General features: G+C 67.7%; 12 protein-coding genes and 1 tRNA gene. 11 read left to right on the forward strand and 2 right to left on the reverse strand.

The genetic code is table 11. The features are described from left to right. Window positions 1-110: 110 nt before the first annotated feature. The 7 genes from VVS03_RS03670 to yedF all read left to right on the forward strand — a co-directional run bounded on the left by VVS03_RS03670 (window position 111) and on the right by yedF (window position 8,088). Window positions 111-809, forward strand: coding sequence for a PIG-L deacetylase family protein (locus VVS03_RS03670; protein ID WP_368519582.1), 699 nt, complete (start codon window positions 111-113; stop codon window positions 807-809). Window positions 810-917: 108 nt separating this feature from the next. Continuing rightward, window positions 918-4,196 (forward strand): formate dehydrogenase-N subunit alpha, encoded by a 3,279-nt coding sequence (gene fdnG, locus VVS03_RS03675; protein ID WP_368519583.1) that lies wholly within the window; start codon window positions 918-920, stop codon window positions 4,194-4,196. 72 nt (window positions 4,197-4,268) lie between these two features. Beyond that, entirely contained in the window at window positions 4,269-5,270 is a 1,002-nt protein-coding gene (locus VVS03_RS03680; RefSeq protein ID WP_368519792.1) for a 4Fe-4S dicluster domain-containing protein, read from the forward strand. Continuing rightward, window positions 5,267-6,385 (forward strand): NrfD/PsrC family molybdoenzyme membrane anchor subunit, encoded by a 1,119-nt coding sequence (gene nrfD, locus VVS03_RS03685; protein ID WP_368519584.1) that lies wholly within the window; start codon window positions 5,267-5,269, stop codon window positions 6,383-6,385. Before VVS03_RS03680 ends, nrfD begins: the two co-directional genes overlap by 4 nt. Before the next feature lie 129 nt (window positions 6,386-6,514). Beyond that, on the forward strand, window positions 6,515-7,516 hold the full coding sequence (yedE, locus tag VVS03_RS03690; RefSeq protein WP_368519585.1) for a selenium metabolism membrane protein YedE/FdhT: 1,002 nt from the start codon (window positions 6,515-6,517) through the stop codon (window positions 7,514-7,516). 12 nt (window positions 7,517-7,528) lie between these two features. After that, window positions 7,529-7,765, forward strand: a complete 237-nt coding sequence (locus tag VVS03_RS03695; RefSeq protein WP_368519586.1) for a hypothetical protein — start codon at window positions 7,529-7,531, stop codon at window positions 7,763-7,765. After that, the gene (gene yedF, locus VVS03_RS03700; protein ID WP_290225688.1) at window positions 7,765-8,088 is read left to right on the forward strand and encodes a sulfurtransferase-like selenium metabolism protein YedF; all 324 of its coding nucleotides are present in this window, start codon (window positions 7,765-7,767) and stop codon (window positions 8,086-8,088) included. The genes VVS03_RS03695 and yedF overlap by 1 nt, the downstream gene beginning before the upstream one ends. On the opposite strand, the gene selD is transcribed toward yedF, so the two are convergent. Then, window positions 8,085-9,071, reverse strand: coding sequence for a selenide, water dikinase SelD (selD, locus tag VVS03_RS03705; protein WP_368519587.1), 987 nt, complete (start codon window positions 9,069-9,071; stop codon window positions 8,085-8,087). The two genes, yedF and selD, sit on opposite strands and share 4 nt — an antisense overlap. Window positions 9,072-9,251: 180 nt before the next feature. Here selD and VVS03_RS03710 point away from each other — a divergent pair. The 3 genes from VVS03_RS03710 to selB all read left to right on the forward strand — a co-directional run bounded on the left by VVS03_RS03710 (window position 9,252) and on the right by selB (window position 12,460). Continuing rightward, window positions 9,252-9,346 (forward strand) — tRNA-Sec (locus VVS03_RS03710). 27 nt (window positions 9,347-9,373) lie between these two features. Further along, complete coding sequence (gene selA, locus VVS03_RS03715) at window positions 9,374-10,666, forward strand: L-seryl-tRNA(Sec) selenium transferase (protein ID WP_368519588.1); 1,293 nt, start codon at window positions 9,374-9,376, stop codon at window positions 10,664-10,666. Beyond that, entirely contained in the window at window positions 10,667-12,460 is a 1,794-nt protein-coding gene (gene selB, locus VVS03_RS03720; RefSeq protein WP_368534112.1) for a selenocysteine-specific translation elongation factor, read from the forward strand. A gap of 9 nt (window positions 12,461-12,469) precedes the next feature. On the opposite strand, the gene VVS03_RS03725 is transcribed toward selB, so the two are convergent. Then, window positions 12,470-13,345 (reverse strand): hypothetical protein, encoded by an 876-nt coding sequence (locus VVS03_RS03725; protein WP_368534111.1) that lies wholly within the window; start codon window positions 13,343-13,345, stop codon window positions 12,470-12,472. 361 nt (window positions 13,346-13,706) lie between these two features. Here VVS03_RS03725 and VVS03_RS03730 point away from each other — a divergent pair, with 361 nt between their 5' ends. Next, window positions 13,707-15,599 carry a BCCT family transporter gene (locus VVS03_RS03730; protein ID WP_368534149.1) on the forward strand — a complete coding sequence of 631 codons (1,893 nt, stop codon included), beginning with the start codon at window positions 13,707-13,709 and terminating at the stop codon, window positions 15,597-15,599. Window positions 15,600-15,633 lie beyond the last annotated feature (34 nt).

The following is a 15,633-nucleotide window of genomic DNA, read 5'->3' on the forward strand; positions in this document are numbered from 1 at the left end:
ATAGACAGGGTAGTTCTTTTAATTGCCTGTTCCACCTTAGACCCTGGCAGGTCAATAGCACAATCCCGCAAGCCCTAGCCGGCCGCCGAAACTCCTGGCAGAATGGGGATATGGCTCTGGAGACACTGGATGATTCGCAGCTGGAACGCATTCTCGTGGTGGTAGCGCACCCGGACGACGCCGAGTACGGCATCTCCTGCGCGGTCAAGCAATGGACCGACGCCGGCAAGGAGGTGGCCTACCTGCTGGTCACCGCCGGCGAGGCCGGGATTAGGAGCCTGCCGCCGGAGGAATGCGGCCCGCTGCGCGCGGAGGAGCAACGGCGCGCCTGCGCGGCCGTCGGGGTCGAGGACCTAGAGATCCTGGACTTCCCGGACGGGCTGGTGGAGCACTCGCACGCGGTGCGCCGGGCCATCGCCGCCAAGATCCGGAAGTTTAAGCCGGATACCGTCGCCATCATGATGTTCGGCCTGCAGGCGCGCTGGGGGCTCAACCACGTCGACCACCGCGCGGTGGGCGTGTCCACGATTGACGCCATCCGGGACGCCGACAACCCCTGGATCTTCCAGGACCTAGACCTGCCGGCCCACAAGGCGCAGCGGCTGCTGGTGGCTAACGACCCGGACAGTACCCACGTGCAGACGCTGAGTGGGGAAGCGGTGGCTGGTGGGGTGGCATCGTTGAGCGAGCACAAGCGCTACCTCGAAGAGCTGCCCGACCATCCGCGGCCGGAGGATTTTATCCCGCAGATGGTCGCGTTGGACGGCGGTGGCTACGGGCTGCGCGTGCGCGTCTACGATCCGGTTTAGAACGCCGGAAGTTGACGCGGCAACTAAAAGCCGTGGCAGTGGCTCTAACAGGGCTTAATTAGGATAGCCTTTCTGGAAATCGGGCGGTCTGCGCCGTAGATTGAGGACATGTCTAAATTTAGCCCTCTCAACTGGCCTGTCGTGCGCCAGTTCCGCTCGGGTGACGCCTTCGGACGGGACGTGAATACCCAGTCCGCCAAGAGCCAGCACCTGCACGGCCGGACCGCGGAGGCGGACAAGGTTGTCCAGTCCGTGTGCCCCTATTGCGCGGTGGGCTGTTCCCAGCGCGTCTACGTTAAAGATGACAAGGTTATCCAGATCGAGGGCGATCCGGATTCGCCGGTCTCGCGCGGCCGCCTGTGCCCGAAGGGCTCGGCCTCGGAGCAGCTGATCAACTCCGAGTCCCGCCTGACCACCATCAAGTACCGCGCGCCGTATGCCACCGAGTGGCAGGACCTGGACACGGATACCGCGATGGAGATGATCGCGGACCGCTACCTGGAGTCCCGCCGCAACGGCTGGCAGGACACGGACGATTACGGCCGTCCGCTCAACCGCACCATGGGCGTGGCAGGCCTGGGCGGGGCGACGCTCGATAACGAGGAAAACTACCTGATTAAGAAGCTGTTTACCGCCACGGGCGCGGTGCAGGTCGAAAATCAGGCCCGCATATGACACTCCGCCACCGTTCCCAGTTTGGGAACTTCGTTTGGCCGCGGCGGCGCAACCCAGCCGCTGCAGGATATGGCGAATGCGGACTGCATCGTCATTGAGGGTTCGAACATGGCCGAGTGCCACCCGGTGGGCTTCCAGTGGGTGGTTGAGGCCAAGAAGCGTGGTGCCCGCATCATCCACGTGGACCCGCGGTACACGCGTACCTCTGCCTTCGCGAACCGACACATCGGTATCCGCGGCGGCACGGACGTGGTGCTGCTGGGTGCGTTGATCAAGTACATGATCGACAATGATCTGTACTTCCACGACTACGTGGTCAACTACACCAACGCGCCGACCATCATCAGCGACGACTACCTGGACACCGAGGACTTGGACGGGCTGTTCTCCGGCTTCGACCCGGAGACCGGCAAGTACGTCAACGACTCGTGGCAGTACGTCAAGAAGGATGAGGGCCAGGCGTGGAACGTGGAGCGCGACGAGACCCTGCAGCACCCGAATTCGGTGTTCCAGATTCTCAAGCGTCACTACGCGCGCTACACGCCGGAGATCGTGGAGGAGACCTGCGGTATCTCGCAGGAGGACTTCTACTACCTGGCGCAGTCGATCGCGGATAACTCCAAGCCGGATCGCACGACGTGCTTCGCCTACGCTTTGGGCTTTACCCAGCACACGCTGGGCGCGCAGTTCATCCGCACGGCGGCTATCCTGCAGCTGCTGATGGGCAACGTCGGCCGCCCGGGCTCGGGCATCATGGCGCTGCGCGGGCACGCCTCGATCCAGGGCTCGACGGATATCCCGACGCTGTTTAACAACCTGCCGGGCTATCTGCCGATGCCGCACGTCCAGGACGACGGCTGGGACAACTACGTGGCCAACTTCGCCAAGCCGGGCTCGAAGGGCTTCTGGCAGATCGGTGAAAACTACGCCGTGTCCCTGATGAAGTCCTACTTCGGCGACAACGCCACGAAGGACAACAACTGGGGCTTCGACATGATGCCGCGCATCTCCGGGGCGCACTCGACCTACGAGACGCTCATGGGCATGCTCGACGGGCAGGTCGAGGGTTACCTGGTCTTCGGCCAGAACCCGGCGGTGGCGCAGTCCAACGGTGGCATGCAGCGCCGTGGCCTGGCCGCGCTGAAGTGGCTGGTGGTCCGCGACTTCCAGGAGATCGAGACCGCCTCCTTCTGGCACGACTCCCCGGAGATTAAGACCGGCGAGCTCAAGACGGAAGAGATCGGCACGGAGGTCTTCCTCATGCCGGCGGCCACCCACGTGGAAAAGGCCGGCACCTTCACGCAGACGCAGCGCATGCTGCAGTGGCGTTTCAAGGCTGTCGATGCCCCGGGCGACGCCACCAGCGAGCTGTGGTTCTTCTACCAGCTGGGTAAGAAGATCAAGGAGCGCTTGGCGGATTCCACCGACCCGCGCGACCGCGCCATCCAGGCGCTGGCGTGGGACTACGAGGAAAACGAGGAAGGCGAGCCGCACTCGGAGGACATCCTCAAGGAGATCAACGGCTACTACCTGGACGGCCCGAAGAAGGGCCAGCTGCTGCCGGCGTTCACGGAGATGAAGTCGGACGGCACCACCTCGGGTGGCTGCTGGATCTACACCGGCGTCTACAAGGACGGCATCAACCACTCGGCCAAGAAGGTCCCGGGTTCGGAGCAGAACGAGGTCGCTCTGGAATGGGGCTGGGCGTGGCCGGCGAACCGCCGCATCCTGTACAACCGGGCATCGGCGGCGCCGGACGGCACCCCGTGGTCGGAGCGCAAGAAGTACATCTGGTGGGACGCCGAGGCCGGCAAGTGGGCCGGCGACGACGTGCCGGACTTCCCGGCCACGCTGCCGCCGGATTACAAGGCGCCCATCGACGCGGTGGGCCCGGCTGCCCTGGACGGCACGGATGCCTTCATCATGCAGACCGACGGCCGCGGCTGGCTGTTCGCTCCGTCGGGCCTGTCGGACGGTCCGCTGCCGACGCACTACGAGCCGCATGAGTCTCCGGTGCGCAACATCCTGTACAAGCAGCAGCAGTCGCCGACGCGCTTGACCATCAAGCGCCCGGACAACCTGTCGAAGCCGGAGGCCGGCACGCCGGGATCCGAGGTCTTCCCGTTCGTCTTCTCCACGTACCGACTGACGGAGATGTACACCTCGGGTGCGATGTCGCGCCGCCTGCCGTACCTGGCGGAGCTCCAGCCGGGGCTGTTCTGCGAGGTCTCCAAGGCCCTGGCAGAAAAGCGCGGCCTGGAAAACGGCGGCTGGGCCACGATTGTCTCGCCGCGCGGCGTGATCGAGGCGCAGGTGCTGGTCACCGACCGCATGGAGCCGATGGTCATCAACGGCCAGGAGTTCCACCAGTTGGGTCTGCCGTTCCACTACGGCGATTCCAACAACGCGGTGGTGGCCGGCGACGGCCCGAACGACCTGCTGGGGCTTACGCTGGAGCCGAACGTGTTCATCCAGAACTCGAAGATCGGCGCCTGCGATATCCAGCCGGGCCGCCGCCCGCGCGGCCAGGCCAAGTTGGAGCTGCTGCACGAATACCAGCGCCGGGCCAACCTGGACCTGGATTCGGGCAACCAGTTGGTCGACGTGCTCGATGAGTTCACCATCGAGTCCAAAAATGCCGACGAGGACGGCGGCACCGGCACGGACCGGACCGCCGGCAACGTGGCGGACGACGAAGGAAAGGAGTTCTAGGTGACTGACGTTTTGGGCGCTAATTCCAACGCGCTGACCGAGCACTCCCACGGGTATGACTCATACACGCGCATGGCGTTTTTCACCGATACCTCCGTGTGCATCGGCTGCAAGGCCTGCGAGGTCGCCTGCAAGGAGTGGAACCGTAACCCCGTCGAGGGCTACGAGCTCACCGGCAACTCCTACGACAACACCGGCGCGCTGGGGGCGAATACCTGGCGCCACGTGGCGTTCGTGGAGCAGGGCGACGACCGCATCCAGGAGGCCCGCGAGGAGGGGCGGAAGCTCATCTCGCTGGGCATGCCGACCATCGGCGGCGCGGAGCCAGAGATTGACACCACCCCGCCGGATACTTCGGATTTCCGCTGGCTGATGTCCTCGGACGTGTGCAAGCACTGCACCCACGCCGGCTGCCTGGACGTGTGCCCAACGGGCGCGCTCTTCCGCACCGAGTACGGCACCGTGGTCGTCCAAGACGACGTCTGCAACGGCTGCGGTACCTGCGTGGCAGGCTGCCCGTTCGGCGTGATTGAGCGCCGCGACGACGGCGGCGTGACCCTGAAGACGGACAAGACCGCCACCGTCGATCACCAGGACAACCCCCACGCGGGCGTCAACGTCTTGGCCAAGCTCAAGCAGCTTAAACCGCAGGGCGACGACCACACCGCGGGCCAGCCCATGCCGGTGAAAAACCTGGGCGTGGCCCAGAAGTGCACCATGTGCTACGACCGGCTAAAGATGGGGCAGGAGCCGGCGTGCGCGAAGACCTGCCCGACCAATTCCATCCAGTTCGGCACCTACGACGACATGCTCGCCGCCGCCCAGGAGCGCGTGCGCGAGCTGCACGCGCAGGGCCTGCACGAGGCGCGCCTCTACGGGGCGAACTCGGAGGACGGCGTCGGCGGCACCGGCTCGCTGTTCCTGCTGCTGGATTCGCCGGAGGTCTACGGCCTGCCGCCGGATCCGCGCGTGCCTACTGCGGATCTGCCGCAGATGTACAAGACAGCAGCTAAGGCCATCGGCGCGATGGCGCTGGCGGTCGCGGGATCCTTCGTGTTGGGAGGCAAGAAGTGAGCGCATACGACGAATACCGGCCCCCGCAGCCGGAGCGGGCTAACCGCTACAAGAAATTCGACGGCACCAAGCCGAAGCGCAAGAAGCGCGGCAAGGTAGGCGCCGGTGCGCAGGACGGCTCCAAGGAGCAGCGGATGGCGGAGGACTTCGAGTTCTCCTCCTACTACGGCAAGCCCGTGGTCAAGGCCCCGCCGTGGGAGTGGCCGATTGGCGTCTACCTGTTCCTAGGCGGCGTCTCCGGCGGTTCGGCGCTGCTGTCGCTGGGCGCGCAGGCCACCGGCAACCGAGCGCTGCGGCGTTCGACGTCTATCTCCGCCTTCGGCGCAGCCGCGGCCGGCTCGGTCTGCCTGGTGCTCGACCTGGGCCGCCCGGAGCGGCTGCTCAACATGTTCCGCGTGTTCAAGGTGACCTCGCCGATGAGCATCGGTTCCTGGATCCTGGCTACCTTCGCCACGGCGGCCCCGCTGCCAGCTCTGTCCGAGCTCGACGATGCCACCGGGCGCCGCGTCCCCCTGCCGAAGTTCGCGCGCAAGGCCGTGCACGGCGCGGCCGGCCCGGCCGGCGTCGTCGCCGGTGTACTGGGCGGCCCGCTGGCCGGCTACACCGCCGTGCTGCTGGGCAACACCTCGAACCCGACCTGGAACGACACGAAGCGGCACCTGGCCTTCGTCTTCGTCTCCTCGGCCTCGGCGGCGGCCTCCGGCCTGGCGATGGTGACCACCCCGCAGCAGTTCGCCGGCCCGGCCCGTGCCTTGGGCATGATGGCCGCGGTCAGCGACTTGGTCGCCACCCGCGTCATGGAAGAAAACATGGAGCCCGAGCCGCGCGAGACCCTGCACAAGGGCACGCCCGGCAAGCTGATGAAGGCCTCCGAGTACTTCATCGCCGCCGGGGGAGTGGGCACCGCGATTTCCGCGCTGACCAAGTCGCGGTGGGGCGCGGTCGCCTCCGGACTGAGCCTGCTGGCCGGCTCGGCGTGCACGCGTTTCGGCGTGCTGAATGCGGGTTTGGAGGCGGTCAAGGACCCGATGACGACCATCGGCCCGCAGAAGCGCCGCGCCGCCGCGCGGCGGGCGGAGCAGGGCTTGGATAGCTCGGTCGTCACCCCAGATTAGCGGGGGACAGCGCAGTCTGAGTTTTCGGTTTGTCAGCCCTGTCAAAGGGCGGCATAACGTTGGCTCGTGTGCCCAAGGTGGGACAGAACCTTCGGCACGAGCTACAACCGAATGAAAGATTGCATATTCGTGACTATTCCCCGCACGAAGTCGTCCTATGACAAGCGCTCGTACGACGCCTTCTATCGCAGCCGCGTAGGCCTTGCCCCTGGACCCGTGTTCGCCATCCTGGGCGTGCTCAGTGGTCTCTACTTCCTTCTGACCGGCACTGTTTGGGCAGTGACCGGCGAGTTCACCCGCCTGGGCGGCCACCTGGTCGAGGCCCTGGGCGCAGATATCCAGTCCTGGCAGTACTACCAGGAGGTCACCACCATGGAGGGCAACCCCCTCCAGCGCACCGACGGCTGGATCGTCGTCGCCATGCTCATTGGCTCCCTGGTGGCCGCCCTCATCGCCGGCGATTTCCGCTGGCGCATCCCGCCGCTGAAGCGCCGCTGGGTCCAGGCCCTGTGCGGCGGCATCATCGCCGGCTTCGGCGCCCGCCTGGCGTTTGGCTGCAACCTCGCCGCCATGTTCACCGGCATCCCGCAGTTCTCCCTGCACGCCTGGCTGTTTACCATCATGACCGCGGTCGGCACGGCCGTGGGCGTCAAGATCATCAAAATGCCGTGGTGGCGCGGGCCCTCCAAGCCCAAGCCGATCAACACGCCCAAGGTGGGCCTGGCGGACGTGCGCCGGCAGCTGCAGCGCAAGCGCTGGCTGGGCATCGCCGTGACCATCGTGACGCTTGTCATCGCCGTCGTCTACTTCGCTTCCGGCCAGCCGCTGCTGGGAGTGGCCGTCCTCTTCGGCCTGGCCTTCGGCGTGCTCATCCAGCGCGGCCAGATCTATTTTACCGCCGCGTTCCGTGACCTGTGGGTGACCAAGAAGACCAAGCTGGCGGACTCGCTGATCATCGGTCTGGCCGCCGCCGTCGTCGTGACCTTCGCGGTCCTGCTGCTTACGGATGCCACCCCGCTGACCAAGCCGGCCGGCTGGGGCACCATCCTGGGCGGCTTCCTCTTCGGCATCGGCATCATCTTCGCCGGCGCCTGCGAGACCGGCATGATGTACCGCGCGATGGAGGGCTAGCTGGTTGCCTGGGTGGCCTTCGCCGGCAACATCATCGGCGCCACCGTCTTGGCCTACGGCTGGGATCACTGGGGCATTTACGATGCCCTGGTGGCCAACGCCATCAAATTCAACTTCTACGAATCCTGGGGCCCGTGGCTGGCGCTCATCGCCTCGCTGGCCGCCCTCGGCCTGTGGTGGCTGGCGCAGGCTCCGCTGCGCACCGACCGCCGCGGCCGCCTCGACGCCCAGTACGGAAAGGACAACTAGTGAACGAGCTACCTGATTTCGAGCTGGATCTTTGCGGCGAATCTTGCCCCTACCCGGTTATCCAGACTTTGAGCGCCCTGCAGGACATGGACCCGGGGCAGAAGCTGCAGATCACCACCGACTGCCCGCAGGCCTTCCGCAACGTGCCTGACGATGCCACCGCCGCCGGCCACCGCCTGGTCGGCGAGCCGGAACGCACCGGCGCGCGCATGACCTTCGTCTTCGAGCGCGGTGAGCACGTCACCGGCCCGCGCATGGACAACAAAACCCAGCAGACCAAGCCGGGTCTGCTGGGCAAGCTGAAAAATAAGCTGGGCCGCTAGCGCACGCTAATCAGGGCCTCGCCGGTAGCCGGCACGGTGCGGCCGATGACCGGGTAGCCCGGCACCTCACCGATGAGCAGCAGGCCGCCGGAGGTCTGCGCGTCGGCCAGGAAGATGAGGTCTTCCTCGCTGGCCTCGCCGCCGTCCAGGTGCGGGCGGACCCAGTCCAGGTTGCGGCGGGAGCCGCCGGGGATGAAGCCGTCGGCCAACGCCTCGCGGGCGCCGTCGATGGCGGGCACGGCCGACTGATCAATCTCCGCCGCGATGCCGGAGGCCCGGCACATCTTGTACAGGTGGCCCAGCAGGCCGAAGCCGGTGATATCGGTCGCGGCCTTGATCCCGGCCTGGGTGGCGGCCTGAGCGGCCTCCCGGTTCAGCGTGGTCATGGATTCGACCGCCGACGGGATGGCCTCGCCGGTGGCCTTGTGCTTGTTGTTCAGGATGCCGACGCCGATGGGCTTGGTCAGGGTGATGGGCAGGCCCGCCTCGGCGGAATCGTTGCGCATGAGCTTGTCCGGGTCCACGATGCCCGTGGCCGAGAGCCCGTAGAGCGGCTCCGGCGCGGTAATAGAGTGCCCGCCGGTAATCGAAATGCCGGCCTGCTCGGCTACGTCCATGCCGCCGCGCAGCACCTCGCGCAGGATGTCCAGGCTCAGCACCTCGCGCGGCCACCCCACGAGGTTGATGGCGGTAACGGGCGTGCCGCCCATCGCGTAGACGTCGCTCAGCGCGTTCGCCGCGGCGACCCGGCCCCAGTCATAGGGGTCGTTGAGCATCGGGGTGAAAAAGTCGGCGGTGGAGATGACGGCCAGCCCGTCCTGGATCTTGACCGCGGCGGCGTCGTCGCCGGCGTCCAGGCCGACGATGACGTTCGGGTCCGCGTGGCCCACCAGGCCTTCGACGGCGGATTCGAGCTCGCCGGCGGGGATTTTGCAGGCGCAACCGCCGCCTGCTGCGAATGAGGTCAGCTTGATATCGTCCATGCCCCCGAGCCTACCCGTCAAAGCGCCCGGGATGGTACGGTTGTCGCCCCTCCCATGAACCCTTCGCGCTCACCGGGAGCAGGAAAGTGTGCACTTTGCTCGCGCTGGTGACCGCGAAGGGCGCACCTAGGCAGGCGGGCGCTGGTGTTGGCCGCGGGGGTGCTTGGTAGAGTCTCCGGTGGAGGCGTCTGCGTCCTGGTGGGCGCCCCGGTCTTCAAAACCGGTGAGGCCGAGTATCTCGGTCTGGCAGGTTCGATTCCTGTCCGTCTCCGCCAATAAGCTTATTTTTATCCAGGAGTGCCGTGACTGACCCGCGCCGCAACATCCCGCGCACCGATGAACTGCTGAAACTGCCCGAGGTCGAGCAGGCCCGGGCGCACGTGGCTGAGCCGGTGATTCGCAGCATCGTCGACGGTGTCCTCAACCAGGCCCGCCGCGGGCAGGTGCCGCCGGAGGACGTGGCGAGCGAGGTCGCCCGGCGAGTCGGCAGCGCCCAGCCGTATTCGCTGCGGCCGGTCATTAACGCCACGGGCGTTATCGTGCACACGAACCTGGGACGCGCCCCCTTGCCGCCCGCGGCCGTCGATGCCCTGGTCGCCGCCGCCGGCTACACCGACGTGGAGCTGGATCTCAAGACGGGCTTGCGCTCTAAGCACCGCGGACGCGGGGCGGTCAATGCGCTGCTTGCGGCGTGCCCGGCGGCTGAGGACGCGCTCATCGTAAACAACGGCGCGGCCGCCCTGCTGCTGGCTACTGCGGCGCTGGCCCCGCACCAGGAAGTGATTATCTCGCGGGGAGAGCTCATCGAAATCGGCGCGGGCTTCCGCCTACCGGAGCTCATCGAGTCCTCGCACGTGCGCCTGCGCGAGATCGGGGCGACGAACCGGACCCACCTCCACGACTACGTCGGAGTCATTGGTCCGGAGACCGGCGCCATCTTGAAGGTGCACCCCTCGAACTTCCGGATCACCGGCTTTACTAGCGCGGTCTCGGTGGAGCAGCTGCGCCCGGTCGCGCAGGAGCATGGCGTCCGCCTCATCGTGGACTTGGGATCGGGCCTTCTGACCCCGGACGCGACGCTGCCGGACGAGCCCGACCTGCACGCCCAATTGGCGGCCGGCGCGGACGTGGTCATCGCCTCCGGGGACAAGCTGCTGGGCGGCCCCCAGGCCGGGATTCTGCTCGGCACTCGGGAGGCCATCGCCTGCATGAAGAAGCACCCGCTGGCCCGGGCGCTGCGGGTGGACAAGCTGCGGCTCAACGCCTTAGAGGCCGCGCTGAACACGCCGAGCAACGCCGTCGCGGACGCGCTGCACGTCAGCGCCGAGCCGCTGAAAGCCCGCACGGAGGCGATGGCCGCGGAGCTGGGCGCGCAGGTCGTCGAGCACGCCGGGCGCGTGGGCGGCGGCGGGGCGCCGGAGTACCCGCTGCCCGGCTACGCCATCGCCTTAGACGACAAGGTGGCGGGGCGCCTGCGCAAGGGCAGCCCGGCGGTGCTCGCGCGCGTCCACGACGGGCGCTGCCTGGTGGATCTGCGCTGCGTGCCGCCCGGAGAAGATCCCACCTTGCTCGCGGCCCTGAAGGAGGCTATCTAGATGCAGGTCATCGCCACTGCCGGACACGTCGATCACGGCAAATCCACCCTGGTCAAAGCGCTGACCACCATGGAGCCGGACCGCTGGGAGGAAGAAAAGCGCCGCGGGCTGACCATCGACCTGGGCTTTGCGTGGACCACGCTGCCCAGCGGGGAAGACGTCGCCTTCGTCGACGTGCCCGGGCACGAGCGTTTCCTGGGCAACATGCTGGCCGGGCTGGGGCCCATCGGCCTGGGGCCGGCGCCCATCCTGCTCTTCGTCGTCGCCGCGGACGAGGGCTGGCAGGCCCAGAGCAGCGATCACCGCGACGCCGCGGTGGCGCTGGGCATCGAGCGCGCGGTGGTGGTCTTAAGCCGCGCGGACAAGGCGGACGCGCAACAGCGGGCTAACACCGCCGCCCAGGTCCAGCGGGAGCTGGCCGGCACGCCGCTGGCGCAGGCGCCGGTGGTGGAGGTCTCGGCGGTCACGGGCGAGGGCATCGACAAGCTGCGCGAGGCCCTCGACGGCCTGGTCGGGCCGGAACCGGACCCGGCAGCCGCCGTGCGGTTGTGGATCGACCGGTCGTTTAGCATCACCGGCGCGGGCACCGTGGTCACCGGCACCCTGGTGGCCGGCACCCTGCGGCCCGGGGACACTCTCAGCCTGTTCCAGGCCACCGGCGTGCGCGAGGTCGAGGTGCGCGGGCTGCACAGTGAGAACTCCGCCATCGACCTTGCCCAGCCGGTCAGCCGGGTGGCGGTGAACCTGCGCGGCATCGACGCCGGCACCATCCACCGCGGCGACGTGCTGGCCACCCCGGGCAAGTGGGAGGCCACCCGCGTTATCGACGTGCGCCGCACCACGGGCCGGGGCCTGGACGAGGTCCCGCAGGAGGTCGTCGCCCATCTGGGCAGCGCCGGGGTGGGTGTGCACGTGCGGCCCTTCGACGCCCAGCACGCCCGCCTGCAGCTGCCGGAGCCGCTACCGGTCGTGGTCGGGGACCGCCTCATCCTGCGCGGCTCGGGCGCGCGCCACGTGCTGGCCGGCGTCGATGTCATCGACGTCGCCCCGCCGGAGCTCAACCGCCGCGGGGACGGGACCCGGCGCGGCCAGGTGCTGGCGGGCATTACCGATGCCAGCGACGCCGGGGAACAGGTACGTCGCCGCAAGGCCGTGCGCGTCGAGGACCTGGCCCGCCAGGGCCTGGATACGGACAACCGACCGGCCGGCGTGGTCGCCTTCCGCGGGTGGTGGATTGCCGCCCGCGCGGTCACGGAGTGGAAGACCGAGCTGCTGGGCGCACTCGAGGCCTATTTCGCCGACAACCCGCTGGCCGCCGGCATGCCGCGCGTGGCCGCGGTCCACCTGTTGGCCTTGCCCGGCGAGGAGCTTCTCGACGTCGTCATCGCCGCGGCGAAGGTCAGTTCCGCCGACGGGCTGCTGAGCCTGCCGGGGCGCCAGGCGGGCCTCGGCGCGGCGGAAGAAGGCATCGCCAAGCTGGAAAAGCAGCTGGCCGATGCCCCCTGTGCGGCGCCCGAGGCCGGCGACCTGGAGGCCTGGGGGCTGGGCGCGAAGGAGCTGGCCGCTGCCGAGCGCGCCGGGCGCGTGGTGCGCCTGGGCGGCGGGGTGGTGTTGGTGCCGGCCAGTCTGGAGTGGGCCAAGGCCCGCCTGGGCGAGCTGGACCAGCCGTTTACGACCTCGCAGGCGCGCCAGGCGCTGGGCACCACCCGCCGCGTGGTCATCCCGGTGCTCGACCACTTCGATGCCCAGCGGGTGACCCGCCGGATCGACGCCGGGCACCGCGAGCTGCGCTAGCGGGAGGCGCTAGTCCTGCGCCGGCGGGTCGTGGTGCAGCTTCGGGAAAGGCCCGAAGGCGCTCCTGGGGGCCTCCTCCTCGTCGGGAGCATCGGGCCCTAAAACCGGCCGCCCGCCCGGGGTGGGCAGGGGGAAGGCGGCGCAATCGAGAGTGACGTCCCAGACCTGGGGGACCGGCTGCGGGCGGGCCGGCCAGGCCTGCGCGTCCGGCAGCGCAGGCGGGACGGGGCGAAAGCGCAGCGCTTCTGCGTCGGCGGGGACATCGACGGCGATGCTGCCGTCGGCCACATAGGCACGCGCACAGACGGAGCGGTCACCCGCGGCATCGAGAGCTGCGGTCAGCGCCGGGTAGTCGGCCGGGGCCCCGATGGTGCCTAAGACGTGGTCTTCGGTGCTGGCGATGAGCTCCGCGGCCTGCCTGTCCACGCGCACGATGAGCTGGCAGGCGCGGCTGCGCGCCGCGAAATCGTCCGGCAGGTCCCCGCGGGAGGTATCCACCGCGGCGGGCTGGCCGCCGTCGAGGAGCGCTGCCTGGGCCGGCACCGTGTTGACGGGGACCAACCATTCGTCCGGGCCCAGGTGGATGCCGACCTCGACCTGGCCGTCGGCAATCTCGCACTGCGCCCACGTGGTGGGCACCAGCCCGGCGCGCCGCAGGCGCTCCAGGGAGGGGAAGGCCACCGCTTCTTCCGCGGTGATGGTGGCGATGATGCCCACGACGGCCCGGACCCGCCAGCCGGTAGGCAGGGGCTCCAGGCTAACCTCTAAGACCTGCGGCTCGTGCGCCAGGCCGGGCAGGCTCAGCACCACGGCGGGGATGAGGTGATCCAGGAGGGCCAGGTGCTCCACGCCAAGGAACTGGGCGGGCAGATGGTAGTTACGCATAAGGCGGCGCTCCTGCGGTTGCTTTGAGAAACGGGTGGGCTCAGCCAGAACCAGCCGAAAGCTGAGCGGCAAGCCCTCACTGCCAGACAGTCTATCGAGGCCTCCGCCGCCTTTACCCGATTACTAGGGTGGACGTTCGCCCAAAGTGGAGAAGTCCAGCACACAGTGCGTTATGGTATACGCCACAGAAGTATCGACTTATGTGTTCTGTCCACTCTTTTATCCACTCGGGAATCGAGTGTCTAGGGCAAGGAGGATCCTCATCTCGCAGCAAGAACCTTCATCATCGTCCGACGCCGGCGTAGGGTCGGAACCGGTTTCGGCCCAGCGCGGCGCCGGGCACAACCGCAAGCCAGGCCGCCTGCCGCAGGCCAAGCGGGTGCTCAAGGACATCATCTACCCGCACAACATCCACCCGGCGCTGGTGCCGGGCGTGTCCATCGAGGACCAGAAGATCAAGTACGGGGTGGACAAACCCATCCTGGTGGTGGTCGGCGGCCTCATCGTGGCGTTTATCATCTGGGGCGTGCTGGCCCCGCAGCAGGTTTTCGATGCATCCTCGGTCGCCCTCGAATGGGTCATGACGAACCTGGGCTGGATCTTTACCGTGCTGGCCATCGGGCTGGTCTTCCTGCTCCTCATCCTGGCGTTTTCCCGCTACGGGCGCATCCCGCTCGGCGTGGACGGGGAAAAGCCGGAGTTCTCCACGCTCAGCTGGGCGGCCATGCTCTTTGGCGCAGGCATCGGCATTGGCATCATCTTCTTCGGCCCCTACGAGCCGCTCAGCCACTACCTCTCGCCGCGGCCCGGGGCCTACGAGGCCGCCAGTGAGGAAGCCATGATGGGCGCGATGGCACAGGCGGCCATGCACTGGGGATTGAATGCCTGGGCCATCTACGCCATCGTCGGCCTCGCCGTGGCTTATGTGTCCTACCGCCGCGGGCGCGTGCCGCTGATGAGCTCCATCCTGTTGCCGCTGCTGGGAACCAAGAAGAACGACTCCTGGCAGGCCCGGGTTATCGACGGCCTGGCGATCATCGCCACGCTGTTCGGTACGGCGGCGACGCTCGGCATCGGCGCGCTGCAGATTAGCCGCGGCGTCGAGGTGGTCACCGGCTGGTCGCCGGAGGGCAACGCCCTGGCGCTGGTCATCATCATGGTGCTCTCGGTCGGCACCATCGCCTCGGCGGTCTCGGGCGTGGCCCGCGGCATCCGTTGGCTGTCCAACATCAACCTAGCCCTGGCGCTCGGCCTGGCGATCTTCTTCTTCGTGGTCGGCCCGACCGCGTTTTTGGCCAATATGCTGCCGGCCGTGGTCGTCGAGTACGTCGGCTCCATGCCGGACATGCTGGCCGCGAACATGGGCGAGGGCGAAGAGATGCAGGCCTACCTCTCGGCCTGGACCACGTTCTACTGGGCCTGGTGGGTGTCCTGGGCGCCGTTCGTCGGCGTCTTTGTGGCCAAGATTTCGCGCGGGCGCACCATCCGCCAGTACATCCTGGGCGTGCTTTTTATCCCGTCCGCCATCATCGTGGGCGCCTACACCATCCTGGGCGGGACCACCATCTGGCTGCAGCGCCAGTCCAACGCCGTGGCTCCCGACGGCACCGCCGAGTCCATGCCCGCGCCGGAGGAGATCTTCTTCGTGGTGCTGGATAAGCTCCCCGGTACCGAAATCGTCGCGCCGCTGGTGATGGTGATGCTCGCGGTCTTCTTCGTGACCACCGCGGACTCGGCCTCGCTGGTCAACTCGCAGATGACGCAGAAGGGCAACCCGCGGCCCAAGCCCTGGATCACCATCTTCTGGGTGCTGTGTATGGCCGGCATCGCCGTGGTGATCCTGCTGGCCGGCGGTCGCAACGCCCTGCAGGGCCTGCAGAACCTCATTACGATTACCGCGCTGCCCTTCGCCGTCATCATCGTGGCCATGTGCGTGGCCTTGGTGCGCGAACTGCGCAACGACCCGATGAGCATCCGTGCCCACTACGAGTCCCAGGCGATCTCCAACGCCGTCGTCCACGGCGTGCGCGACTACGGCGACGACTTCGCCCTGACCATCGAGCCGACCCCCTCCGAGTCCGACTACGCCACCGGCGCCGACTTCGACTCCACCGCGGACGAGGTCACCGAGTGGTACACCCGCACCGACGAGGAGGGCAACGCCGTCGGCTACGACTACGAGACCGGCGAGTACATCGCCGAGGACAACAGCGGCGTCGAGCCGGAAGGCGACGGCGGAGTTAAGTCGGACTAATAACGGCGGGGGAAAGGCCGGGCCTTTAAGGTAG

Source organism: Corynebacterium sp. LK2537 (assembly GCF_040946485.1).
GTDB lineage: Bacteria > Actinomycetota > Actinomycetes > Mycobacteriales > Mycobacteriaceae > Corynebacterium.